The sequence below is a fragment of the Paenibacillus tuaregi genome (assembly GCF_900086655.1).
Classification (GTDB): Bacteria; Bacillota; Bacilli; order Paenibacillales; family Paenibacillaceae; genus Fontibacillus; species Fontibacillus tuaregi.
In genome coordinates this window covers 13,819-34,577 of the sequence record NZ_LT575476.1, presented here as the reverse complement: position 1 = coordinate 34,577, position 20,759 = coordinate 13,819, and the positions used below count along the sequence as shown (strand labels likewise).

Here is a 20,759-nt window from a genome sequence, read left to right as displayed (position 1 = left end):
CTTGCAACCTCGTGCTTATTAAAGTTCTTGCCATACTTATCCTAATATTCTCTCCTAACGGGGTAGCATACAAATCACTAGAGCAACAAAAGAACACGGAAACAATGACCCTAAAGTTCCTAATTCCTCTTTTCATGCTTCTCGCCATCTATAACATATTTCCTCAAAATACTACGAACGTAATCTTGTAATCCTGCCCGTACTTCCAGGTGGCTCATCATCCACTTCACCTTTATGTCCAAGCCGCTTTCGCCATTCAAATAAGTTCTTTACGCATGTATATGGCTATTAATGCTTTGCATCAGCTCCCGGTATCTCGATATCAAAAGGTTTAAACCCATACTTAGTGTAGAATGCTAACCCTCTTGAATTCGTGTTATGGCAGGCTAACTGCATCATTTTGCATCCTAAATTGTTTTTAGCTTTATCAAGCATTACATCTAGTAAATATCGTGCTGCCCCTTGCCCCCTGTACTTAGGCGACACGATTACATTACCAAGCCAACCGCAGCCTTCCTCCGCATCATAACCATATATATTTGCATAAGCGACGACTTCATTCGTCCGATTATCTAGAATAACCGTAGGTTCGAACCGACCCTCTAATAAATTTAATATTTGGTCTGGAGTTAATGGATAAACAAACTTAGGGCTTACGTAGCTTAATTCCTCTTCGGTTTGCGGAAAAGAACAGATGGTTTCTAAATCTTTATGGTCAAGACTTCGGTGAGAGTACATTTTCCCCCTCCTCTTTAGGCGGTTAAGTTTCCCATTCTTGGGCTCATGAGCCTGAGGACATATGGCCCCGGCGTTCATGAAATTTGATTTTTTTACTCACTACTTATTAGGATTACTTCCATTGTGTTCGTTGTTAAATTCTTGAGCAGCATTTCGAACATCACGCATATATTTGCTTATCAAATCTCCGAATAGAAAAATAAAACCGCCAATTATACATAATGAACCTAACCAGTAATTGAGTGATAAGTTCATCTCATAGTCCTGTGGACTATATAATCCGGCAGCCGCTGCTTGGAATGCAGCCCGCCCAAGTTGAACTGCAAACTCTTCTACTATTTTTGAAACGGTAATAATAATGATACCTAGAAAGATTGATATTAAAGAGAAGATAACTCTAATATGTTTCATAGATTTCCTCACCTTTCATTTGATATCTTCGGGGGAAGACGATTCCCGCATGTCTAAATCGTCTTCTCAAAAATATACAGCCCTCCTTCCTCACCAACCTTAGAATATCCGCACTTTGTATAGAAATGGTGATTTTTCACACTCCAGCTAGGTGTGTCAAGCCACCATTTGTTACAACCTGAATAGATTCCTTCAATTTCTTCAATTACTCTCATCCCAAGTCCTTGATTCTGAAAGTTCGGATCAATAAAAATCCGACCAAGATTATGTGCTTCACTACTTTCTATTAATATCAAAACTCCCCCTATTATTTCCCCATCAAGGAGCACCTTAAAATACTCACAATTTTGCATCATCTCTTCTTGCCAGCTTGGCGAATCATAACCTGATGGGCCACCTATTTCGTTATTATTGAAATGTTTTGACTCTTCATCAAAGCTGGCCTTTTGTATCTCAGCAAGCCTTTGTGCATCATCTTTTATTGCTCGTTCTAATATCAGCATTAGAAACATCTCCATTAATGAGAGTTATATTACACTTATGACTAGATAAAAAAAGCCCTCCTGAAACATTTCTTTCAGATGGGCCATATAAGTATGTTCATAATTCCTAGACGGTATATATCTGTCCAACCTACCGTCATTTTTTCTTATGATAGTGATAGCCTGTGCACAGCCCTTTTTGCTTGGATTTTGCAGAGCATTTATGCCCGCCATTTTTATCCGTTCTTCCAGAATGAGCGTAAGCAGCAGATGAAGTTCCTACTAGTAAGGCAAGCGAAATGACAATCATAGCAACTTTTCTCATAAATCTTCCCTATACCTCCCTATACTTTAGGATCGATACATTTCCACATCATTCTACAACAGATTCCATAATGTGGGTATAGTGGGTTGCTCCGATCACCAATCTCCCCCAGCACCCACTCTCGTAAATCCCTTAAATCTGCTCCCCTGAAAAGTCAATTCCCCCGTGTCGCCAACCACCAGGATTCCATAGTCGCTTGACTTAACCTGCAGCTCTTTCCGGGTGTGATCCTCGAATTCGAACGTTATAAAGTAACTGGTGTTAGTGCTTGAATCACCAGACCCTCCCCACACCTTGGTCCTCTTATCTACAATTTTACACTGCCTTGTCAGCAACTCTGCCTGATTGTTTGAAGTCCAGGTGCTTATTCCCTTAATGATGACCGTCAAGAATCCACCAATCACTAATATAAATATAGTCCCTAAAAATAACTTGAAGAATAAAGGCACCTCACTCATGAAATCAAAAAAGCCCATTTCACCAAAACCGTTCATAACCTCTCCTTTTGGGCTTGAATCCGAGAATTCTTTTCCTTGGCCCCTTATTGTGATAGCTCATTTTTAACATCGGGCAACTATCATCCAGCCTCATTCCATTATTATACAATTGGAAGTTAGGGTGTGACAGCCCTAATTATATAGTTCTATCATTAGCAACCCTCATATGCCTTTCTTAACCCCCATATTTACACAAATTATTCTCTTCTCCCCCACGACCGCTGGTCAAGCAAGCCTAAATCAATTAAAAAAAGAGACAGCCCTCCTCCGAGAATCTGCCTCCAACCTTGTGGTCCTATCTTATCTAGCTAACTATTCAGTGCAATTCCCCAATCTAAAGATCTAAATAAGTCCTAACCCCTAATCTTTGCTCAAATGCTCCCGAGCCATCTCCTTAATTACGGATCCAAGCTCGTCTGAAAAGCCTTACTGCTCATCCCCACATATTCTTCCCCAACCTCGGTGTACCTCTTCAACTGTTCTTTACTCAAATACTCTGCCGGATTCGTGCCAAGCACCTCCTATTCAACTCACTGTTACTTTATCGTGATAACTTCTCTAAATAACCTCTCATGGTCTGGCTTCCTGACCTTCTTCCGGCAATGTTCCAAGCCACAAACATAATGAGAAAGGCCAATGGAAGCGACATCCAATATCCCAACGCCAAAAAAAACACAGGCATGAACAGAAAAGATAACATGAAATACTTCCAGCCCCCGCTGGCATCCGGTCCCGATATCCACACGATAACTTCGATGTAGTTATTCATCCAGTAATATAAACCATACCCCGTCGCAATATAGGGGATGAGCAGCAAATACCAATAATCGAGTACCCACTTGGCATACCTTATGATCCTCATTTTGGCTTTCGTCAGCCGTTCACTCATATTTCCAGCTCCTCAACATCGTCTAGCGTTAATCCTAAATCTCCTAATTCCTAATTTCTATATCCGCGAAAAAAAAACCTCCCACTATCTGTACATAAAACCCCAAATGAATAACTCACCTAAACTTTCCCATACTGGAAAATAGCCATAATTCCTAATCCGAGTACCTGCTGATTTTGAATCCTGACTCACATGGCCATACCAGATCGCTGTGCTTATCCCGTCACCAGTCATTAGCCACAATAGACATACTCAACCGCACCAAGAATGAAGGAGGCACCACATCATGGAGCAGCTCACACGGAGCAGCCGCCCGTCCCGCCGGGGCTGGAGGTTGTTCTTCAAAATATTCCTGACCACCGCCCTACTAGGCATCTGTACGATTATAGGCACGCTGATCTATCTCGCTAATACACCACTGCCAACGGCTGATTCAGATCGAAACTCCCGCCTGGTCGATGCCAGCGGGAAGACTATTGCCGCCTTCTCCTCCGGCGCCCGGAACCGGATTGGCGTGAAGCTGGATCAGATTTCCCCCTATCTTATCCAAGCCACGCTGGCCGTAGAGGACCGCAACTTTTACCATCACCTCGGTTTTGATATCAAAGGTATGGCCCGTGCCGTACTGGTAAACATTGAGCATCTGGATACCGTGCAGGGAGCCAGCACGCTGACCCAGCAGCTTGCGCGGAACCTGTATTTATCCCACGAGCGCACCTGGACCCGCAAAGCCAAGGAGGCGATGTACACCGCCCAGCTCGAAATGAAATACAGCAAGGACGAGATCCTGCAAATGTACCTCAATGAGGTCTATTATGGACGGGGAGCTTACGGCGTTGAAGCCGCGTCCCAGATGTATTTCGGCAAACCGGCAAGAGCTTTAACCTTGGGCGAAGGCGCGATGCTCGCGGGAATTCCGAAGGGCCCGACGTACTACTCGCCGTACAACTCCATGAAGAATGCCAAGGACCGGCAGCGAATTGTTCTGAAGACGATGGTTGAGACCGGGGCGATTTCCCAGAGAGAGGCCGACAGTGCTTATGCCCAGCTGCTCGATTTCAAGCCCCCTTCCCAGCGGACTACCGGAGATGAGGCTCCCTATTTCCGCGATTATGTACGCAGCATCGTGGTGAATCAGCTGGGGATTAGCGAGAGCCTGCTGGAGCACGGCGGGCTGACGATCTACTCCACCTTGGACATGCAGGCACAAAAGGCAGCTGAAGACGCCGTGAAGAGTGAGACGAGCGGAAGCCCCGACCTGCAGGCGGCCCTGATCTCAGTGGACCCGCGGAACGGATACATCAAGGCTTTTGTGGGAGGTGCGAATTATGCGAAGAATCAGTATAATCACGTCCTGGCCAAGACGCGTCAGCCCGGCTCTTCCTTCAAGCCGATTATGTACCTGACTGCCCTCTCTTCCCGCAAAATGACCGAAGCCAGCATGTTCAACAGCCAGCCGACGATGTTCCACTACGACGGGAACCGCAAGACCTACAGCCCGCGCAATTTCGGGGAAAAATATCTCGGCGAGATTGACATGCGCCAGGCTATCGCTGCGTCCGACAACATTTATGCGGTCAATACCCTGTTGACCGTAGGGGCCAAACCCGTCATCGACATGGCCCGCCGCATGGGGATCGACAGCCCGATGGAGCCGGTGCCCTCGCTCGCGCTCGGAACCTCGCCGGTGAGCCCTTTTGAGATGGCATCCGCATTCGCGGTCATCAGCAACCAGGGCAGAAGCGTCCAACCGACCGCTATCACCAAAATCATCGACAGCACCGGCGACGTTCTCTACGAGTATAAGTCGCCAGTCCAGGAACAGATCGTGGAGCCCGCCGCCGCCTATGTCATGACCCACCTTATGGAGAGTGTGTTCGAGACGGGTGGTACGGGCAACCGCGTATCGGCGGTGATGAAGCGCCCGGTCGCTGGCAAGACCGGCACCACTCACACCGATGCCTGGCTCGTCGGCTTCACTCCCGAGCTGTCGACGGCAGTCTGGGTCGGCTACGACAAAGGCAAAGCGCTGGCAACGGCAGAATCGCGCAAAGCCGCGCCAATCTTCGCACAGTTCACGGAGAAGGCGCTGGAGAACGTGCCGCCGAAGATTTTTCCCATTCCCGATGGGGTAGTGAGCGTCTATGTTGACCCGCAGTCAGGCAAGCTGGCGACGAATGAATGTGCAGAGAACCAGCGGCTTGAAATGTTTATCAAAGGGACAGAACCAACAGAGTACTGCAGCGTACATGGAGGTAAGGGAGCGCCTGTACCTGAACCGAATGAAGGGAAAGAGTCTAAGGGCCGTTCCTGGTGGGGAGATTTGAAGCGTTGGTGGATGAATAAATAAGCAAGATACAGATATTGCCTCTTGGAAGCTGGTTATATAACATAGGGATAATACACAAAAATGACCGGACCCTGAAGGAGGCATTCCACGCATGAGCACCAACCATACAGATAAAACCGGGCGGGCGGACAAGTCACCTGATCCGTCATTTGAACAACCATTTGATACGACAGCACCAGTATCTGATAAGACACCACCCGTACCAAGCCAACCATACAACTCAGAGACAGCGGGGCTTTACCCGCTGCTACCCGACTCCCTCTACCGGCTTACCGCCCTCGAAGCGGCTCCTCGTCTGCTTGGGCATACGCTTGTCCGCAAGACAGAGGATGGGGAAATCCGCTGCCGGATCATCGAGACGGAAGCCTACGGCGGTGTTGAAGACAAGGGAAGTCATGCGTTTGGTGGGCGCAGCACCGCTAGAACGTCCATCATGTTCGAACCCGGAGGCTGTGCTTACGTCTATCTGATCTACGGAATGTACAGCTGTCTGAACGTGGTGACTGGTAAACAGGGTGACCCTCAGGCCGTGCTGATTCGTGCGGTAGAGCCGCTGACCGAGCTGGATCAATTACTGATGAGGAAATACAGACAGATCAACTCGCGCAAGGCAGCAGACCTGAGCAACGGCCCTGGCAAGCTCTGTCGTGCTTTACGCATCGACCGGAGTCTGAACGGGCTCAGCATGCGGATTCCCGGCGAGCCACTTTGGCTAGAGGCCGGAACCCACACACAGGACTTCGAGATCGTGGAGTCTCCCCGCATTAACATCGATTACGCGGAGGAGTATGCCGCCAAGCCTTGGCGTTTCAACATCAAGGATCATCCCTATGTCTCGGTTAAGCCCAAATCGGTGGCTATAAATGGCACATTCCAGGAATTGTTGATCAAGATCAAGTAGGCAAGCGTTAGCCCTAACGCCTGACCTGCATTTTTAAGATTCCGCCGGGATCACTGATTCGGGATTTCAAGACCTGGTCCCACATTGAAAAATGCTTTGGTACAGCGAAATTGCCACCTGGCCCATCAGAGATTGGCTTTTGAGGGGAGCCAGATTTGTGATCTTAGGACACTTAACATAGCCAAAAGAGGGCTGCTTACACAGCCCCCTGATTCATTAATTAATCCGGCATTATCCATACAATTTCGGCAATACGAACAAAGAATTTCTTATGTCTTTCTTCAAGCACCACATGATCTTGTTTGACATCAAGGACGCAACCATCGAGCCTGCCACGGGTCGTTTCTAAAATAACTATTTTTCCCATCAGGGACATTAAGGCTTCAACCACGCAGGAGTCAACAGGGCTAACTACAACAGGACAGGGCTTGTGGTGTCCATAAGGTGCGTAGGGCATTCCAACCGGGAACTGATAACTATTCAACGAACGTACCTCCTAATGTTTTGATACCTCATTCTATGCAGATGCCTATAAAAGTTTTGGGCTCCTGCCCAGAGTTCAAAAAACAATCGTGCCAGAACCTCCGTACCAGAACCTCTCAGTCCCTTCTGCTGACCCTCGTTTTGTTCCGCACCGCTTGAGGCTCCCAGCGTGCGATGTGGCGCTGCATTACGGCTGCCAATCACGCCACATTCCACGGCCCAAGCCTAATCAGCAGTCACCCCCAGCAGGCTCTTCTGCCTGCCAAATTCACCATTTGTCCAAAATAATCCATAAAAATGTTTATAACATTCAAATAATGGTTTGAATATATGTGTAGAGTGAGGTATACTGATCTCAAACAATCAAACGAACTTTTGAATGATTCTGAAAGGAAGCGAATTTCATGAAAACTCAGACCGATGACAATCGCTTGGAAGTATGTGAAGTTACGTGTGAACATGAAGAAATCACCTCAAAGCTGCGGAGGCTGCTGCAGGAGGAAGAGATTGTGGGCATGGCCCAAATCTTCAAGTCCCTGTCAGACCCGAACCGGGTAAAGATTGCTTTTCTGCTGGATCAGGGCAAGGAGCTCTGTGTGTGCGATATCGCAGCCCTGCTTGACTGCTCGGTTGCCACAGCCTCCCATCATTTGCGCCAGTTGAAGGCTGCCCATATTACCAAGTCCCGCAAGGAAGGCAAGAATGTTTACTATTCCTTGAAAGACCATCACATCCAGACTCTGATCACAATGACACTCGAACACCAGAGGGAGAAGAGTGACCATGAATAATTCTTCTGCTAAAGCCAAAGCCGAATTTACCGTACAAGGCCTGTCCTGTGCGAATTGTGCCCGCGAGCTTCAGGACGAGATCCGCAAGCTGGAGCACGGCGAGGACGCCGCACTGCATTACAACAGCAGCAGACTGATAGTAAATCCCAGCATTGACCTGACTCGTGTTGCCAAAATTTTAAAAAGCGATGGCGCCTCGATTGTCCACACCCGCGCGCCAGGCTTATCAACCATCGGCACAGGAGGCCTGTCCGAGCAGATGGCCTCTGGCCGGGCTGAAGGGCCGCAAAGCCCTGGGCAAGCTGGACTTGAGCATCCTAAGCAAGGTCACAGCCATGCCCACGGCCACGATCATGCAGGCAGCCACAGTCATGATGGCCATGACCACACCCATACAGACAGTCATGGACATGATCACGGCCACGACCATAGTCATGGAGGGCATGGCGGCCAGCTTATCAAATGGCTGCTCAGCAGCGCAGCCATTCTGTACATTGCCACCTTTGTGCTTGGTAACGTGCTTCCTTCCTCCGGACTCATTGTTTTATACGCGGGAGCCATTATACTGAGCGGATACTCCACATTCTGGAGGGGACTTAAGAACCTTCTCAGATTGAAATTCAACATGGATACCCTGATGACTGTCGCATTGGTAGGTGCGGTGATTATCGGGGAATGGAAGGAAGCCACTCTGGTAGCCATTCTATTCGGACTGAACGAGCTGCTCGAAGGTTACGGCATGAGCCGTGCCCGCAAATCTATGGAAGCTCTTCTGAGTGCCGCGCCTAAACAGGCGGTCATACTCCTTGGCGACGGCAGCACCAAGACCATCCCGATCGAAAGTCTGAACGTAGGGGATATTGTCATCGTCCGTGCCGGCGAGAAGATCCCTTCGGACGGAACGATTACCGAAGGCGACAGCGCTGTGAATGAAGCTGCGATAACCGGTGAATCCATCCCCGTCTCCAAGAGTACCGGTGACACGGTATTCGGCGGAAGTGTCAATACCGAGGGACTCCTCAAGGTCAAGATCGAGAAGGCTTACCAGGATTCCTCGCTTTCGAAGATTATGCACCTCGTTCAGGAAGCACAGGACACCAAGACACCAACCGAGCTGTTTATTGATAAATTTGCGCGTTATTATACGCCGGCTATCATGATTATTGCCGCACTCGTGGTTCTGATTCCGCCTCTTCTGCTCGGTGCGCCTTGGATGAAGTGGGTATATGAAGGACTCGCCATTCTGATTGTCGGCTGTCCTTGTGCCCTGGTTCTCTCCTCGCCAATTGCGCTGGTCAGCGGAATGACCCGCAGTGCCCGTATTGGCGTGCTGGTCAAAGGCGGCATTCACCTGGAGCAGCTTGGCAAGATCAACATGATCGCTTTCGATAAGACGGGCACTCTGACCGAGGGGCGCCCGGCGGTTATCGAAGAAGCTATCTACGATCATGAGAAATTCTATGCCATTGCCGGAGCCATGGAGCAATCCTCCCTTCACCCGTTGGCTCAGGCTGTGGTCCGAAAGGCAGAAGAATCGGGGACTGTGGAATTTGAACAGGTTAGCGGCCTGCTGACCATCCCTGGCCAAGGCATTCAAGGGGATATTGGCGGGGTCCGTTACTGGGTTGGAAACGAGCAGCTGTTAGAGCATGTCTCCTTATCCGAAGACAGCAAGCGGCTCGTGCAGTCCGATCTGAAGCGGATGAAGGAAGCAGGGTTGACCATCGTTCTGGCAGCAGACGCTCAGCATGTGCTTGGAATTGCCGGGCTGGCCGACCAGATCCGGCCGGAGAGCCGGGATGTTATCACCAGACTGCACCAAGCCGGAATTGAGCATACCGTGATGCTGACGGGTGACCACGAGGGTACGGCCCGAGCCGTGGCGAAGATGACCGGGGTCAGCGACTGGTATGCCGGCCTGCTGCCAGAGCAGAAGGTCGACAAGATCAAGGAGCTTGCCGCCAAGGGAAGCATCGCCATGGTCGGCGACGGCATCAACGATGCCCCGGCCCTGGCCACAGCCCAGCTTGGCATCGCCATGGGCAAGGGAACCGACAGTGCCGTGGAGACCGCCGACATCGTGCTGATGCAGGATCACCTCGGCAAGCTTCCGGCCGCGATCCGGATTGCCCGTCTCTCGAACCGGATCATCCGCTGGAACATCGCGATCAGCCTGGGGCTGAAGCTGATTGCCCTGCTGCTGACCATTCCGGGCCTGCTGACGCTCTGGATCGCGGTCATGTCCGACATGGGCGCGACCATCGTTGTCACGCTGCTTGGACTTACCGTCCTGCTTGGCAAAGACAAGGACGTTTAGCTGCTCCGCTTTCACACCGCGAAGCTCCCAGCGCGCGGTGTGGCGTTGCATGACGGCTGTCAACGCATGCGGCAGCCTGAACCCATTGCGAGGTTCAGGCTGCCGCTTTATTTTTTATCGTCACTCTGTTCCAAAACCGATGAACGTACGCCGCATAAGCGGACACCTTGGGCGGATGCTGTCCTAAAAATGCTTGTTCACTGACCGAGTACCCACCAGGCTCTACAGCCAAGGAAAGTCTCGTCGTCTTTGCATGGTGACGCTGCTATAGTACACTGAAATAAGGTTGGGCTTCAGTCAAATCCTCTAATTTCGAAAAGGAGCGTCATCCCTATGAATCATCAGCAGCTGATTGAGCTCGGACTTGGTTATCCCGGTACAAGCCTGCGCTATCCTTTTGACCCGGAGCTTCCGGTATTGTATGTTGGCAGCAAAATGTTCGCCCTGCTCCGCACCCATGAGGGTGTGGAGTCGATTAACCTCAAAGTTGACCCTGACGAAGCCTGGGTTCAGCGGGAGAGCTACCCTGGAGCCGTACTGCCCGGCTACCATATGAACAAACGCCATTGGAATACCGTTGTCCTGAACGGACAAGTCCCCGATGAGATCATCGCCTCCATGCTCCTGGAATCGTATCAGCTGGTCGTCTCCAAGATGCCGAAGGCTTCCCGCCTTCTCCTGTTCCAAGGTGATTCCCCTTCATCCGTTTAGAGGTGGAAGTTAAAGCGGACTTGGCGCTTCCTTCATCTCCAATAAATATAATCCGGGTAACGCTGCCTCCCGGAATAACAGCTGTATTACGTTCAGATTCGTTCAAATTCATTCGACTGGATACTGTTCCTTCTGGCTCACTTCGGGCCTACATACATAACATAAAGAAGCCTTACCCCGGTAAATCCCGGAGTACGGCCTCTTCATTTTATAAGATTACGATCTCACGTGTTATATGGTTGCGATCGTTTTATATGGTTGCGATTCTCACGTTCTATATTGCTATAACCAATGGTACGCTGTTTAAATCACCCGATCAGGGTAACCTTGTCCCTTATACTAAACGTCCAGCGCCGTCTTCAGCTCGTCCGACGAACGGTTCCACCACTCCTCGTTATGCGTGGTCAGCAGCGTGCGAAGCGCGCGCTTGTCGTCTGGACCCAGCTCATCCAGCATGATCCGGCGCTTGATGGCATAGTCCAGCTTGTTCACATGGTCGGCCAGGATCTTCCACCCACGCTTGGCTTCTGTGTCAATCCACATTTCGCAGGCTGTCGCACCGCCGTACACTTGTCCTTCCGGCGTACGGTCTACCGCAACCCATACCAGCCATACCTGGCGGCCATTCGGTACATCCTCCTTGTTCGCGGAGAACTTGATCCCCCGCTCCACCTTGCTCTTCGCGTGCATGGCTCCGATATCAATCTTCGCCTCACCACCATCAATAATAACAGGCGATACACTGTTCAGATCGATCGAGCCGGCCCCGAAGCCCTTATGCTTATTGCTCTTCTCGCTGCTGCTGATAATATTCAAGGCAATCTGCTTCTTGCCTACCTGATTTGGATTATCCATAATTCCCTCCATATATGGGCCCACGCGGCCCTGATCTGTCACTCATCTTATAATTTTAATTTTAACTAATAATCTCCCGGATGCAAACATATACATGCCTTAGATGCTTGTCAACGGGAGGTATCCAAGTTTATGACCCCACTACGATTCAGAGTTATTCTCATTTCCATGCTCAGCCTCATCATAGTTGGCGGCGCACTGTGGTTCAGCTTCACAGCCGCTCCAACGCAGCCTTCATTTGGACCAGAATTGGGCAAGCTTCAGGCAGGCCAGCCCCCGGCACCCGAGAGTATCGGCACTCCACGTACCGAGCAGCTTAGCGACCGCGTAGCCGAATACCACATGGATGTGACCCTGAACGAATCCACCCGTACTCTCTCGGGCAGCGAGAGTGTGACTTGGACACATCCAGGCACGAAGCCGGTCAGTGAGCTTTACTTCCATCTGTATCCGAATGCGTTTGAGTCGGCCGATACAACCTTTATGAAGGAATCCGGGGGCAGACTGCGGGGGGACTCCATGCCGAAGGATGGCTGGGGCTCCATGAAGCTAACTGAAGTCCGGACTACGGACGGCATTTCCCTGCTTCACAGGCTTCAGTATGTCCAGCCTGATGACGGCAACCTCAAGGACCGCACTCTTGTCAAAATCCGCCTGCCCCGCCCAATTCAGGGCGGAGAGAGCACGACCCTGCGGATCAATTTCGAGGTCCAGCTGCCTAAAATCTTCGCCCGTATGGGAACAGCTGGCGACTTCGTCATGGCAGGCCAGTGGTTCCCCAAGCTGAGTGTATATGAACCTGCCGGCACAAGAGGCCGTGCTTCGGAAGGCTGGAACCTTCATCAATATCACGGAAGCTCGGAGTTCTACTCCGACTTTGGAATTTTTAGTGTCCGCATTAATGTGCCAAGCTCTTATATCGTAGCGGCTACAGGATTTCCGACCAAATCGCCCGTCATCAAGGCAAACCGCAAGATCTATCAGTACTATGCCGATGATGTTCATGACTTTGCCTGGTCTGCCTCACCGAACTTCGTCTATGCCGAGGAGCCCTTCTCCTCGCCGGAGGTCCCCGGTGTCCGGATCAAGCTGTACCTCGATCCCGCTCACAAGAACCTGAAGGACCGCTATTTCTATGCAGCCAAGGCAGCATTGTCCTCCTACAGCAAGTGGTACGGGCGATATCCCTATTCTACGCTCTCTATCGTCGTCCCGCCGGCAAGCGGCAACGGGGCTGGCGGAATGGAGTACCCGACCCTGGTCACCGCATTCGGGGCGTCTTCCGAATCTCCAGGATATGAGCTGGAGAGGACAGTGGTCCATGAGATCGGCCATCAATATTTCTATGGCATGATCGCAAGCAATGAGTTCGAGGAAGCCTGGCTTGATGAAGGCTTCACCTCTTACGCGGAGGACAAACTCATGGAGAGTGCCTACGGGGTTACATCCACCCTGCCGATTCAATCCAGCTTCGTGAATCAGCCTGCAGCCCTGCCGAAGGAGGCTTGGAAGTACGGCTCCGCCGATGTCTATGCCCAGAATGTGTATACCCGCGGCAAGCTCGTGCTGCTTGGCATTGAACGCCAGGTTGGGACTCCCGTCATGAACAAAATCATGGCCAAGTACGCCGCCAAATTCCGCTTCAAGCACCCGGCCACAGTGGATTTCCAGCGGACGGTTGAACAGGTGACAGGACGCTCCTGGAAGGACTATTTCAATCAATATGTTTACAGCGGCCAAATGGCTAATTTCGCTGTAGACTCCATTACCGTGAGCCCGATTACGCCAAAAGACCAATCCGGCCCTCTATATGAATCGGTTGTCAAAATCAGCAGACTTGGCGGAACCTACCCTGAGGTTCCTGTCATCTTCAGCTTCAAGGATGGCCACATCGTTCGCAAAACCTGGAAAGGCGACGAAAGCCAGATCGTCTATAAGCTGCAGTACAAGCAGCCGTTAGCCTGGGCTATGGTTGATCCCGGCTATACCCTGGTGCTCGAGAACAAACATATCAACAACTATCTCAAGTCCGAAGTGGAAGAGAAGACGGGGACCCGTTGGAATCTGGGCATAACCAAGGTGGTGGAATCACTGCTTGGCTTGCTCTCATGGTGAGGTGACAATAGATGCGATACATTCGCGGTGGATGGCAAAGTACCAAAGCTCAGTTTCCCGTTGTAATCATTCTCTTTCTGTATCAGCTGCTGTGGGGCGTCTTTCTGTACCGCCTGATTAACTCAGCCATCATTCCGCTGCTGCAGCGCTATCCGGACCCTGCCCCGAGCGAGCTCAGCCGCCTGCTGTTCTTTATCGAGGGGCAGCTTGATTTGAAATACAGCCAGGAGGTACACCAGTACCTCTGGTTGCTGGCAGGCATGCTTCTGTTGAGATTGGTGCTAACCCCGCTGATTCAAGCGGGCGTAATGTACGGACTCCGTCCGGATACGCAAGATGGAGCCGGTCTGGTCTTCTTTCAGGGAATCGGGCGGCTGTGGAAGCCGGTCACCCTCTTTTATATCATCGAGCTTATTCTCGTGATGGCACCGGGATACTGGCTGTTCCCCAAGCTGCTTGACCTGCTTGTAAAAGGGATTCAGAGCGGAGGCTCTCCTCTTCTCTATGCTGCTATGTATATTCTCGGCTGGCTGATTTATGGCTATTTGATTCACCAGCTGCTGCTGTTCGCTCAGTTTGGGTACTTATTCGGTGCCGGAATCTTCTCGGGAATTCTGATCTATCTGCGCCGTTTTCTTCCAGCGGTCGGCATCTCCCTCCTGCTGGGAGCGGTCACCCTTCTGCTGTTTGGCAGCTTCAGCACGGCTTCCTGGATCTGGACCGGATTTGCGGCTCTAATTCTTCAGCAATCCTATCCTTTCATTCGCAGTCTTCTCAGTATTTGGCATATATCCTCGCAATATCACCTGTGGGATGAAAAGAAATAAAGATGTCATAACTTCGTCCCATCCCGCGCTGCTCAAGGCCTTCACCGTTTGGTGAAGGCCTTTTGTCTTTCAATTTACGGGAAATCTCGCAATCGGCCATTGCCAAAAGATACCTACCTTGTTACAATGTGAACTATGACAGTAACAACATTGTAATTATTTTTTGGTCACAGCAGGAGTTTCGACATACATGTCGTATACATTATTATGGAACGAGCTAACTAAGTCGTTTCATATAGGTGCCAAGATGAATAAGCCGAATTCCCTGCACCGGGAAACGGGGGAACCACTTTGGGTGAATTGATCTCGCAACGGAGGGATCATAGGGGACCTTCAACCGAATCCTTAAGCTAACCTCGCAGGCATTGGAAGGAGTTTAACCGCTTTTGAAGAAGAAACTTGCAGTAGCAGCAGTGTCTATGTCCATTTTGTTCTCGATGGGAGCTGGAAGCGTTTTCGCAGACTCCAAGCTGGACAAAGTCGTAGACAAGGTCATTGGTACAGAGTATAAGTCGGGTGGAACGTCCACCAACGGTTTTGATTGCTCAGGCTTTACTCAGTATGTATTCAACAAACTGGGAATAGACCTTCCTCACCAATCGGGCTCCCAATACAAGATGGGTAAGGCCGTACCGAAAGATGAATTGAAAGCCGGAGATCTGGTATTCTTCAATACTTTGGGAAATGGTGTGTCTCATGTCGGCGTATATGTCGGTGACGGGAAGTTCGCACACGCTTCATCCAAGAGAGGCGTTACCATCAGCAAGCTGAGTGACAGCTACTACACCAACCGCTACGTTGGAGCCAAACGCATTATGAGCAATGAGAAATTTGAAGCCGTTGCCGATTCCTCTACCGACAACGATGACGTAGAATAAGTTATCCCTTGCTTGGCCCGCAATGATTCTTGCCGGAATCTTGCGGGTTTTTTGTTTGCCTTTTTAACAATTCTGTTACTAATTATTAACCGTCCCTACAGGAAATAAACCGTATACATATGTTTTTCTGACAAAAAAAGTGAGTTCTAACTTGCCAAAGCTTGGACGCTTTGGTACAATAGGCAAGGAATTAGTAACAACTTTGTCATTATTGTTGTCATTTGTCGGAGCGTCACTCACGAACCAGCCCAGAAACTCCAAGATTCGACATCATTTGCCTGGAACGCTGGGATCCTGAAGTCTCGATTCTAATCGAGCATTCAGATTAGGTGTACTAAACCAACAAATCAGCCGAATTCCCACACACCTGGGAAACGGGGGAACCAGTTATGGGTGAATTGATCCGCATTATAGGGATCATAGGGAACCTTCAACCGAATCCTTAAGCTAACCTCGCAGGCCTTGGAAGGAGTCTAACATCTTGAGAAAGCAACTTACAGCAGCCGCAACGAGCTTGGCTCTATTGTTCAGTCTAGGAACAGGAAGCGCTTTTGCCAGCTCTACCCTTACTACTACGGTAAAGAGTGTTTATGGAACGCCATATAAAACCGGAGGTATGTCTACCCGCGGTTTCGATTGTTCCGGATTTACAACTTTTGTGTTTAAGAAGATGGGCGTAAGCCTGGCCCGTCAGTCTAAAGCTCAATTTCATCAAGGTTCGCCGGTGATGGCGAAGAGTCAACTTAAAGCGGGAGATCTGGTATTCTTCAATACCCTGGGTAATGGGGTATCCCATGTTGGAGTATTTCTTGGAAACGGCCAATTCGCGCATGCCTCTTCCTCAAAAGGTATCCACATTGACCGTCTCAGCAGCAGTTACTACAGCAAACGCTACGTTGGAGCCAAACGCATTCTTAGCCAAGCGAAATATAAGAAATACGCTGTAAACCTGTAAGTTCCACTCCCTCAAATGGAGCTTACGAGATTGCCTTGCTCACTCGACCACAGACGATTCTTGCCGGAATCGGCCTGTGGTTTTTTTGCACCTAACTCTAGAACGTTGCCACTGCACAAAAGGTTTCAAAATAAAAACCTGCCGACCAACTATTTTATTCCAGCCCTGCTTATCATATATATACCCACTCTTTTAGGGGATAAACGTCCCATAGATGAGTTTCTGTAACTTTTTTCTTATTTTTTAAAATGAGGTGATCTCCATAACTCTTAACAAGCATACGGATTTCTATACCGTTCCTATGAGCGAGTCCCACGGTCAGCAGATTTGCTCCTGGGTGTATGAACCTCCCTATAATATTTACGGCTTTCTCCCTTGGGAGCAAATGAGGGCCCTAGAGATTGAGTTCGGTGATCCAATGCTTCGGGAGGAACAATATATTTCGGTGTTGACCGCAGCAGGGGAGCTTGCGGGGTTCGCGCAAATTTTCCCCATGTCGAACGTCTCCCGGTTAGGGCTTGGTTTAAGGCCTGATTTGTGCGGTCAGGGCCTGGGTAAGTCGTTTGTACGTACCGTGGTGCAGGAAACCCTTGTCCGTCGTCCCGAGTCTCCGGTTGATCTTGAGGTTCTAACCTGGAATGAGCGGGCCATTCGGACCTACCATCAAGCCGGATTCCGCATTACGGATGAATATGAACGCAGAACGCCAGATGGAATGAGGAACTTCTACTGTATGGTCTATCAGGGAACGCAGCAGAAGTGAATTTGACAGGCTGAAAGAGAAGTCATAAATTTGGCACAACTTGTTTGTTTTTTTGACACAAGTGCTATGATCAAACAAGATGTTCCGTTATAATGGGAGAAGGTATCTTACATAGGAGGGACGATTGGAATGCAAAAGTGGATCATGAGCGGTTTGTTCTTTATCGCGTGCGCTTTGGCCATCGTGCTCATGTTCACCCTACCGGGTAAAGAACAAGTGGCACAAGAGAATAAGCCTACCATGCCTAAGGTAACAGTCAACGCTGGCACAGCTGAAGCTACCGTTAAAGCGAACTGTATCAGCTGTCACGGCGATCAGCTCGAAGGTAAGGTTGGACCGAATTTGCAGAAGATAGGCTCACAAATGACGAACGAACAAATTTTTACCACAATTACCAAGGGTAATGGAAACATGCCATCCTTCAAAGACAAACTTAAGCCTGAGGAAATTGCCAACGTGGCTGAATGGCTTGCTGCAAAAAAATAAACCATCAAAACACGCCCCCTTCCACGCTGTAAGCGTATACCTGAGGGCGTGTTTTTTCATTTCCATACATATATTTGAGCTATCAGTCAGAAAGCGCGCTTATCCGATAGCAGCCAGTCTCTGGCTGCACTATACGCGGCACTGAACACGTATATGCCCGTCATTCCGAAAGACGGCACAACGCTCCCTGTCCTAGAGTCTGTGCAATGCGGCCGAAGTAGCGGGGAAGCTGCACCCATATTCCGGCCCCGCCCTGGCATGCAAAGCAGATGCCCTGTTAAATTAGGCCTCTTATTGAAGCTAAGAGGTTTAAGTTAAGGCCTTAGAGCCGGCAGCTACTCGCCGGACAGGGCTTTATCGTAAGCCTCATTGTACTGCTGGGCTTCTTTTATATCCACGGCTGTAATGCCGCCTGCTTCCCAAGAGGTCAATCGGAGCGTAACTGTCTTATGGTCAATAGTGATAAACGGGTGATGATTGAAGGCTTCCGAAATCGCAGCAACCTCATCCACGAAAGCGATCCCTTTCATGAAATTGGAGAACGTAAATTTGCGGACAATCCAACGTTCTTCCTCCATCTCCCATCCTTCCAGATTGACTAAATGCGCTTCCACTTCTTGAGGTGTAAATGGCATCCTATTTCCTCCCTATTCTCTACAACGTCCGAGCCACTCTGGCATGACTTAAATCTGGCTTTCCTGCCGATTCCTCTTATGAACTGCGACCATCTTCCTGTCCAAATACAGGGCCATGCGGCCCTCCCATATCCAAAGCAGAACTTAAGGACCAGACACTAACCTTCTCAGGCTATATTAACATGACAATTGGCTTAAATCCAATCTGGGGCTTGGGAGGATTAGATCAAATGAACGGCTGCCAATTCGTCATCTCCCGCCAGCACATTAATCCGGTGCAAATGGACATCGTGCATGACGACTCCACTGCCTACCTCAATGACCGGCTGCGTTCCCAATCCGTAGAAAAGGTCCTCCGCCAATGCCTCATGAACCTCGTGTTTGTCTTCCTCGGACAGCCGCTCCCAATCCAATGGTTCCATTTCAAAGAAGACGTAGCTGTCTTGAATAAGCCCTACGGCTTCCGTTAATTCTGCCAGAATTTCTCCGTAATCTCTAGCGTGTTTCACACCCATCTCATCTCTCCGCCTTCCTTGATCTTATTTTCTAAGACCACTCTATATATTATAACTGAAAATTCATCTTAAAAAAAAAGGTAAATCTGTCGATAAAATAGGTAAACCGTTTCTTACGAACGTTCCCGGGGAATTCCCTCTTCGTTCTGTAAGCAAACCGTCTTGACGGAAGGATGCCGAAAAGACTGAAAGGACTCAATTCTATCTCATGGACGAGGTGTATTAATGGAAATATCAACGATTATAGGACTAATACTGGGCCTTGTGGCCGTTGTTGGCGGTATGATCCTCAAGCATGCGCCGGTAATCAACCTGGTCAATAACCCGGCAGCTTACGTCATCATTCTAGTGGGAACAGCAGCCTCCCTCTTCATTGGATTCCCTGCCGCAGAGCTGAAGAAGCTTCCTAAGCTGTTCAAGATGCTGTTCGTGAAACAGAAAATGATCACCAAGCTCGAACTGATCAGCCTCTTTATGGAGTGGGCCTCCATTACCCGGCGTGAAGGGCTTCTTGCTCTGGAGAGCAAGGTGGAGGAAATTGACGATGATTTCCTTCGCGGCGGTATGCGGATGATCATCGATGGAAACGACCAGGAATTCGTGAGCGACGTGCTTGCGGAAGATATCGCCGCCACGGAGGAACGCCACCGCGCCGGTGCGTTGATCTTCTCCCAAGCGGGGATGTACGCACCAACGCTAGGGGTTCTCGGTGCCGTTATCGGTCTGATCGCGGCCTTGGCTGATATGAAAGATATGGAGAAGCTCGGACATGCGATCGCAGCGGCCTTTGTTGCGACGTTGCTCGGGATTTTCACAGGTTATGTACTTTGGCATCCAATCGCTAACAAACTGAAGCGTCTTTCGAAGAAAGAAATTGAGATTAGGCTCATGATGGTAGAGGGGCTTCTCTCCATTCAATCCGGTGTCTCCACGATTGCCATCCAGCAGAAGCTCGCTGTATTCCTAACCCCGGCTGAACGTGCGCAGCTCCAGGAGAAGGAGGAGAATGCCGGTGAGCAAAAAGAATAGACACGAACCCCACGAGGAGCACGCCGATGAATCCTGGCTCATTCCTTATGCGGATCTGCTGACTCTGCTGCTGGCGCTCTTTATCGTATTGTACGGGATGAGCTCCCAGGACGCGAAGAAATTCGAACAGATGAGTAAGGCTTTCAGCATCGCGCTGAACGGCGGTGTAAGTGTACTGGACAAGAGCTCTGTCGACGGAACAGATAATAATACTCCTCAGGACAGCTCCGCCCAGCAGAGCACCCAGAGCATGACGATGAGCAAGAACCGCAGTGAGCTCATGCGCCAGGAGCAGCAGGATCTGGAGCGTCTCAAGAAGCAGATGGATCAATACATCAAGAACAACGGACTTGCTACCCAGCTTAACACCAAGCTGAATCAGTCTCAGCTGACCATTACGATCAGTGATAAGGCGCTGTTCGCCTCCGGGGATGATACAGTCAAGCCTGAATCCAAGGAACTGGCCAAGGCGATCTCCAAGATGCTTGAGGGCTTCCCGGACTATGAAGTCATTGTCTCCGGTCATACGGACAATGTTCCGATCTCCAATTCTGAGTTTGAATCGAACTGGGATCTGAGTTCCGGCCGTGCTCTTAACTTCATGAAGATTCTGCTGCTTAACGCCAAGCTGGACCCAAGGAAGTTCGTCAGCACGGGTTATGGAGAGTATCATCCGATCGCTTCCAACGCTACGGATGAGGGACGTGCGAAGAACCGTCGTGTTGAGGTCTCCATCCTCCGTAAATATCAGAACAATACACAATCGGGTTTAACCACACCTTAATACAAGAAAGGCCTCTTGGATG

At 49.8% G+C, this 20,759-nt stretch carries 23 protein-coding genes and 2 riboswitches; of the genes, 13 read left to right on the top strand and 10 right to left on the bottom strand.

The window, feature by feature from the left end:
* Positions 1-288: 288 nt before the first annotated feature.
* From BN6628_RS00435 to BN6628_RS00410, 6 genes are all read right to left on the bottom strand, one after another.
* Complete coding sequence (locus BN6628_RS00435) at positions 289-738, bottom strand: GNAT family N-acetyltransferase (protein WP_235847542.1); 450 nt, start codon at positions 736-738, stop codon at positions 289-291.
* Between the two features lie 99 nt (positions 739-837).
* Entirely contained in the window at positions 838-1,149 is a 312-nt protein-coding gene (locus tag BN6628_RS00430; protein WP_068612717.1) for a hypothetical protein, read from the bottom strand.
* A gap of 53 nt (positions 1,150-1,202) precedes the next feature.
* Positions 1,203-1,652, bottom strand: a complete 450-nt coding sequence (locus BN6628_RS00425) for a GNAT family N-acetyltransferase (RefSeq protein WP_068612713.1) — start codon at positions 1,650-1,652, stop codon at positions 1,203-1,205.
* Positions 1,653-1,788: 136 nt separating this feature from the next.
* A complete protein-coding gene (locus BN6628_RS25975; RefSeq protein ID WP_148449249.1) occupies positions 1,789-1,956 on the bottom strand; it encodes a YHYH domain-containing protein in 168 nt (55 codons plus the stop codon).
* Positions 1,957-2,051: 95 nt separating this feature from the next.
* The gene (locus BN6628_RS00415) at positions 2,052-2,450 is read right to left on the bottom strand and encodes a DUF2500 domain-containing protein (RefSeq protein WP_082926727.1); all 399 of its coding nucleotides are present in this window, start codon (positions 2,448-2,450) and stop codon (positions 2,052-2,054) included.
* Between the two features lie 544 nt (positions 2,451-2,994).
* Positions 2,995-3,342 carry a hypothetical protein gene (locus tag BN6628_RS00410; RefSeq protein WP_068612707.1) on the bottom strand — a complete coding sequence of 116 codons (348 nt, stop codon included), beginning with the start codon at positions 3,340-3,342 and terminating at the stop codon, positions 2,995-2,997.
* Between the two features lie 286 nt (positions 3,343-3,628).
* On the opposite strand from BN6628_RS00410, the gene BN6628_RS00405 reads away from it, so the two are divergent.
* Together BN6628_RS00405 and BN6628_RS00400 are read left to right on the top strand one after the other, a co-directional pair.
* A complete protein-coding gene (locus BN6628_RS00405; RefSeq protein WP_068612704.1) occupies positions 3,629-5,692 on the top strand; it encodes a transglycosylase domain-containing protein in 2,064 nt (687 codons plus the stop codon).
* A 244-nt stretch (positions 5,693-5,936) separates the two neighbouring features.
* On the top strand, positions 5,937-6,593 hold the full coding sequence (locus BN6628_RS00400; RefSeq protein ID WP_068621792.1) for a DNA-3-methyladenine glycosylase: 657 nt from the start codon (positions 5,937-5,939) through the stop codon (positions 6,591-6,593).
* Positions 6,594-6,813: 220 nt separating this feature from the next.
* Here the strand turns inward: BN6628_RS00400 and BN6628_RS00395 are convergent, their stop codons facing one another.
* Complete coding sequence (locus BN6628_RS00395) at positions 6,814-7,050, bottom strand: DUF2642 domain-containing protein (protein ID WP_068621790.1); 237 nt, start codon at positions 7,048-7,050, stop codon at positions 6,814-6,816.
* Positions 7,051-7,480: 430 nt separating this feature from the next.
* Here BN6628_RS00395 and BN6628_RS00390 point away from each other — a divergent pair, with 430 nt between their 5' ends.
* The 3 genes from BN6628_RS00390 to BN6628_RS00380 all read left to right on the top strand — a co-directional run bounded on the left by BN6628_RS00390 (position 7,481) and on the right by BN6628_RS00380 (position 10,895).
* Positions 7,481-7,867, top strand: a complete 387-nt coding sequence (locus tag BN6628_RS00390) for an ArsR/SmtB family transcription factor (protein WP_068612700.1) — start codon at positions 7,481-7,483, stop codon at positions 7,865-7,867.
* Positions 7,860-10,184 carry a heavy metal translocating P-type ATPase gene (locus BN6628_RS00385; protein WP_068612697.1) on the top strand — a complete coding sequence of 775 codons (2,325 nt, stop codon included), beginning with the start codon at positions 7,860-7,862 and terminating at the stop codon, positions 10,182-10,184. The genes BN6628_RS00390 and BN6628_RS00385 overlap by 8 nt, the downstream gene beginning before the upstream one ends.
* A 333-nt stretch (positions 10,185-10,517) precedes the next feature.
* Positions 10,518-10,895, top strand: coding sequence for an MmcQ/YjbR family DNA-binding protein (locus BN6628_RS00380; RefSeq protein WP_068612694.1), 378 nt, complete (start codon positions 10,518-10,520; stop codon positions 10,893-10,895).
* Positions 10,896-11,234: 339 nt separating this feature from the next.
* On the opposite strand, the gene BN6628_RS00375 is transcribed toward BN6628_RS00380, so the two are convergent.
* Complete coding sequence (locus BN6628_RS00375; RefSeq protein WP_068612691.1) at positions 11,235-11,750, bottom strand: YwhD family protein; 516 nt, start codon at positions 11,748-11,750, stop codon at positions 11,235-11,237.
* Positions 11,751-11,882: 132 nt separating this feature from the next.
* Between BN6628_RS00375 and BN6628_RS00370 the strand changes: the two genes are divergently transcribed.
* The 6 genes from BN6628_RS00370 (at position 11,883) to BN6628_RS00345 (ending at position 17,774) form a co-directional block, all read left to right on the top strand.
* On the top strand, positions 11,883-13,865 hold the full coding sequence (locus BN6628_RS00370) for a M1 family metallopeptidase (RefSeq protein ID WP_068612687.1): 1,983 nt from the start codon (positions 11,883-11,885) through the stop codon (positions 13,863-13,865).
* Between the two features lie 11 nt (positions 13,866-13,876).
* The gene (locus BN6628_RS00365) at positions 13,877-14,692 is read left to right on the top strand and encodes a hypothetical protein (RefSeq protein ID WP_068612684.1); all 816 of its coding nucleotides are present in this window, start codon (positions 13,877-13,879) and stop codon (positions 14,690-14,692) included.
* 244 nt (positions 14,693-14,936) lie between these two features.
* Positions 14,937-15,072, top strand: a riboswitch (cyclic di-AMP (ydaO/yuaA leader).
* 6 nt (positions 15,073-15,078) lie between these two features.
* Positions 15,079-15,570: a C40 family peptidase gene (locus tag BN6628_RS00360; RefSeq protein ID WP_068612682.1), complete on the top strand. Its 492-nt coding sequence runs from the start codon at positions 15,079-15,081 to the stop codon at positions 15,568-15,570.
* 339 nt (positions 15,571-15,909) lie between these two features.
* A riboswitch (cyclic di-AMP (ydaO/yuaA leader) is annotated at positions 15,910-16,047 on the top strand.
* 4 nt (positions 16,048-16,051) lie between these two features.
* A complete protein-coding gene (locus BN6628_RS00355; RefSeq protein WP_068612679.1) occupies positions 16,052-16,525 on the top strand; it encodes a C40 family peptidase in 474 nt (157 codons plus the stop codon).
* Between the two features lie 301 nt (positions 16,526-16,826).
* On the top strand, positions 16,827-17,288 hold the full coding sequence (locus BN6628_RS00350) for a GNAT family N-acetyltransferase (protein WP_068621787.1): 462 nt from the start codon (positions 16,827-16,829) through the stop codon (positions 17,286-17,288).
* Between the two features lie 129 nt (positions 17,289-17,417).
* Complete coding sequence (locus BN6628_RS00345; RefSeq protein WP_068612676.1) at positions 17,418-17,774, top strand: c-type cytochrome; 357 nt, start codon at positions 17,418-17,420, stop codon at positions 17,772-17,774.
* Between the two features lie 335 nt (positions 17,775-18,109).
* Here the strand turns inward: BN6628_RS00345 and BN6628_RS00340 are convergent, their stop codons facing one another.
* On the bottom strand, positions 18,110-18,409 hold the full coding sequence (locus BN6628_RS00340) for a 4a-hydroxytetrahydrobiopterin dehydratase (protein WP_068612672.1): 300 nt from the start codon (positions 18,407-18,409) through the stop codon (positions 18,110-18,112).
* A gap of 221 nt (positions 18,410-18,630) precedes the next feature.
* Entirely contained in the window at positions 18,631-18,924 is a 294-nt protein-coding gene (locus BN6628_RS00335; protein ID WP_068612669.1) for a hypothetical protein, read from the bottom strand.
* A 225-nt stretch (positions 18,925-19,149) separates the two neighbouring features.
* Here BN6628_RS00335 and motA point away from each other — a divergent pair, with 225 nt between their 5' ends.
* Positions 19,150-19,953: a flagellar motor stator protein MotA gene (gene motA / locus BN6628_RS00330; protein ID WP_068612666.1), complete on the top strand. Its 804-nt coding sequence runs from the start codon at positions 19,150-19,152 to the stop codon at positions 19,951-19,953.
* Positions 19,937-20,737 carry a flagellar motor protein MotB gene (gene motB, locus BN6628_RS00325; RefSeq protein ID WP_082927060.1) on the top strand — a complete coding sequence of 267 codons (801 nt, stop codon included), beginning with the start codon at positions 19,937-19,939 and terminating at the stop codon, positions 20,735-20,737. Before motA ends, motB begins: the two co-directional genes overlap by 17 nt.
* The last annotated feature ends 22 nt before the right edge of the window (positions 20,738-20,759 follow it).

Bases quoted from the DNA above. Each gene is read 5' to 3' on its own strand.
- BN6628_RS00390 (WP_068612700.1), top strand. From the start codon at position 7,481: ATGAAAACTCAGACCGATGACAATCGCTTGGAAGTATGTGAAGTTACG.
- BN6628_RS00435 (WP_235847542.1), bottom strand. From the start codon at position 738: ATGTACTCTCACCGAAGTCTTGACCATAAAGATTTAGAAACCATCTGT.
- BN6628_RS00385 (WP_068612697.1), top strand. From the start codon at position 7,860: ATGAATAATTCTTCTGCTAAAGCCAAAGCCGAATTTACCGTACAAGGC.
- BN6628_RS00380 (WP_068612694.1), top strand. From the start codon at position 10,518: ATGAATCATCAGCAGCTGATTGAGCTCGGACTTGGTTATCCCGGTACA.
- BN6628_RS00410 (WP_068612707.1), bottom strand. From the start codon at position 3,342: ATGAGTGAACGGCTGACGAAAGCCAAAATGAGGATCATAAGGTATGCC.
- BN6628_RS00375 (WP_068612691.1), bottom strand. From the start codon at position 11,750: ATGGATAATCCAAATCAGGTAGGCAAGAAGCAGATTGCCTTGAATATT.
- BN6628_RS00370 (WP_068612687.1), top strand. From the start codon at position 11,883: ATGACCCCACTACGATTCAGAGTTATTCTCATTTCCATGCTCAGCCTC.
- BN6628_RS00335 (WP_068612669.1), bottom strand. From the start codon at position 18,924: ATGGGTGTGAAACACGCTAGAGATTACGGAGAAATTCTGGCAGAATTA.
- BN6628_RS00395 (WP_068621790.1), bottom strand. From the start codon at position 7,050: ATGCCCTACGCACCTTATGGACACCACAAGCCCTGTCCTGTTGTAGTT.
- motA (WP_068612666.1), top strand. From the start codon at position 19,150: ATGGAAATATCAACGATTATAGGACTAATACTGGGCCTTGTGGCCGTT.
- BN6628_RS00405 (WP_068612704.1), top strand. From the start codon at position 3,629: ATGGAGCAGCTCACACGGAGCAGCCGCCCGTCCCGCCGGGGCTGGAGG.
- BN6628_RS00430 (WP_068612717.1), bottom strand. From the start codon at position 1,149: ATGAAACATATTAGAGTTATCTTCTCTTTAATATCAATCTTTCTAGGT.
- BN6628_RS00425 (WP_068612713.1), bottom strand. From the start codon at position 1,652: ATGCTGATATTAGAACGAGCAATAAAAGATGATGCACAAAGGCTTGCT.
- BN6628_RS25975 (WP_148449249.1), bottom strand. From the start codon at position 1,956: ATGAGAAAAGTTGCTATGATTGTCATTTCGCTTGCCTTACTAGTAGGA.
- BN6628_RS00415 (WP_082926727.1), bottom strand. From the start codon at position 2,450: ATGAACGGTTTTGGTGAAATGGGCTTTTTTGATTTCATGAGTGAGGTG.
- BN6628_RS00345 (WP_068612676.1), top strand. From the start codon at position 17,418: ATGCAAAAGTGGATCATGAGCGGTTTGTTCTTTATCGCGTGCGCTTTG.
- BN6628_RS00350 (WP_068621787.1), top strand. From the start codon at position 16,827: ATGAGCGAGTCCCACGGTCAGCAGATTTGCTCCTGGGTGTATGAACCT.
- BN6628_RS00365 (WP_068612684.1), top strand. From the start codon at position 13,877: ATGCGATACATTCGCGGTGGATGGCAAAGTACCAAAGCTCAGTTTCCC.
- BN6628_RS00340 (WP_068612672.1), bottom strand. From the start codon at position 18,409: ATGCCATTTACACCTCAAGAAGTGGAAGCGCATTTAGTCAATCTGGAA.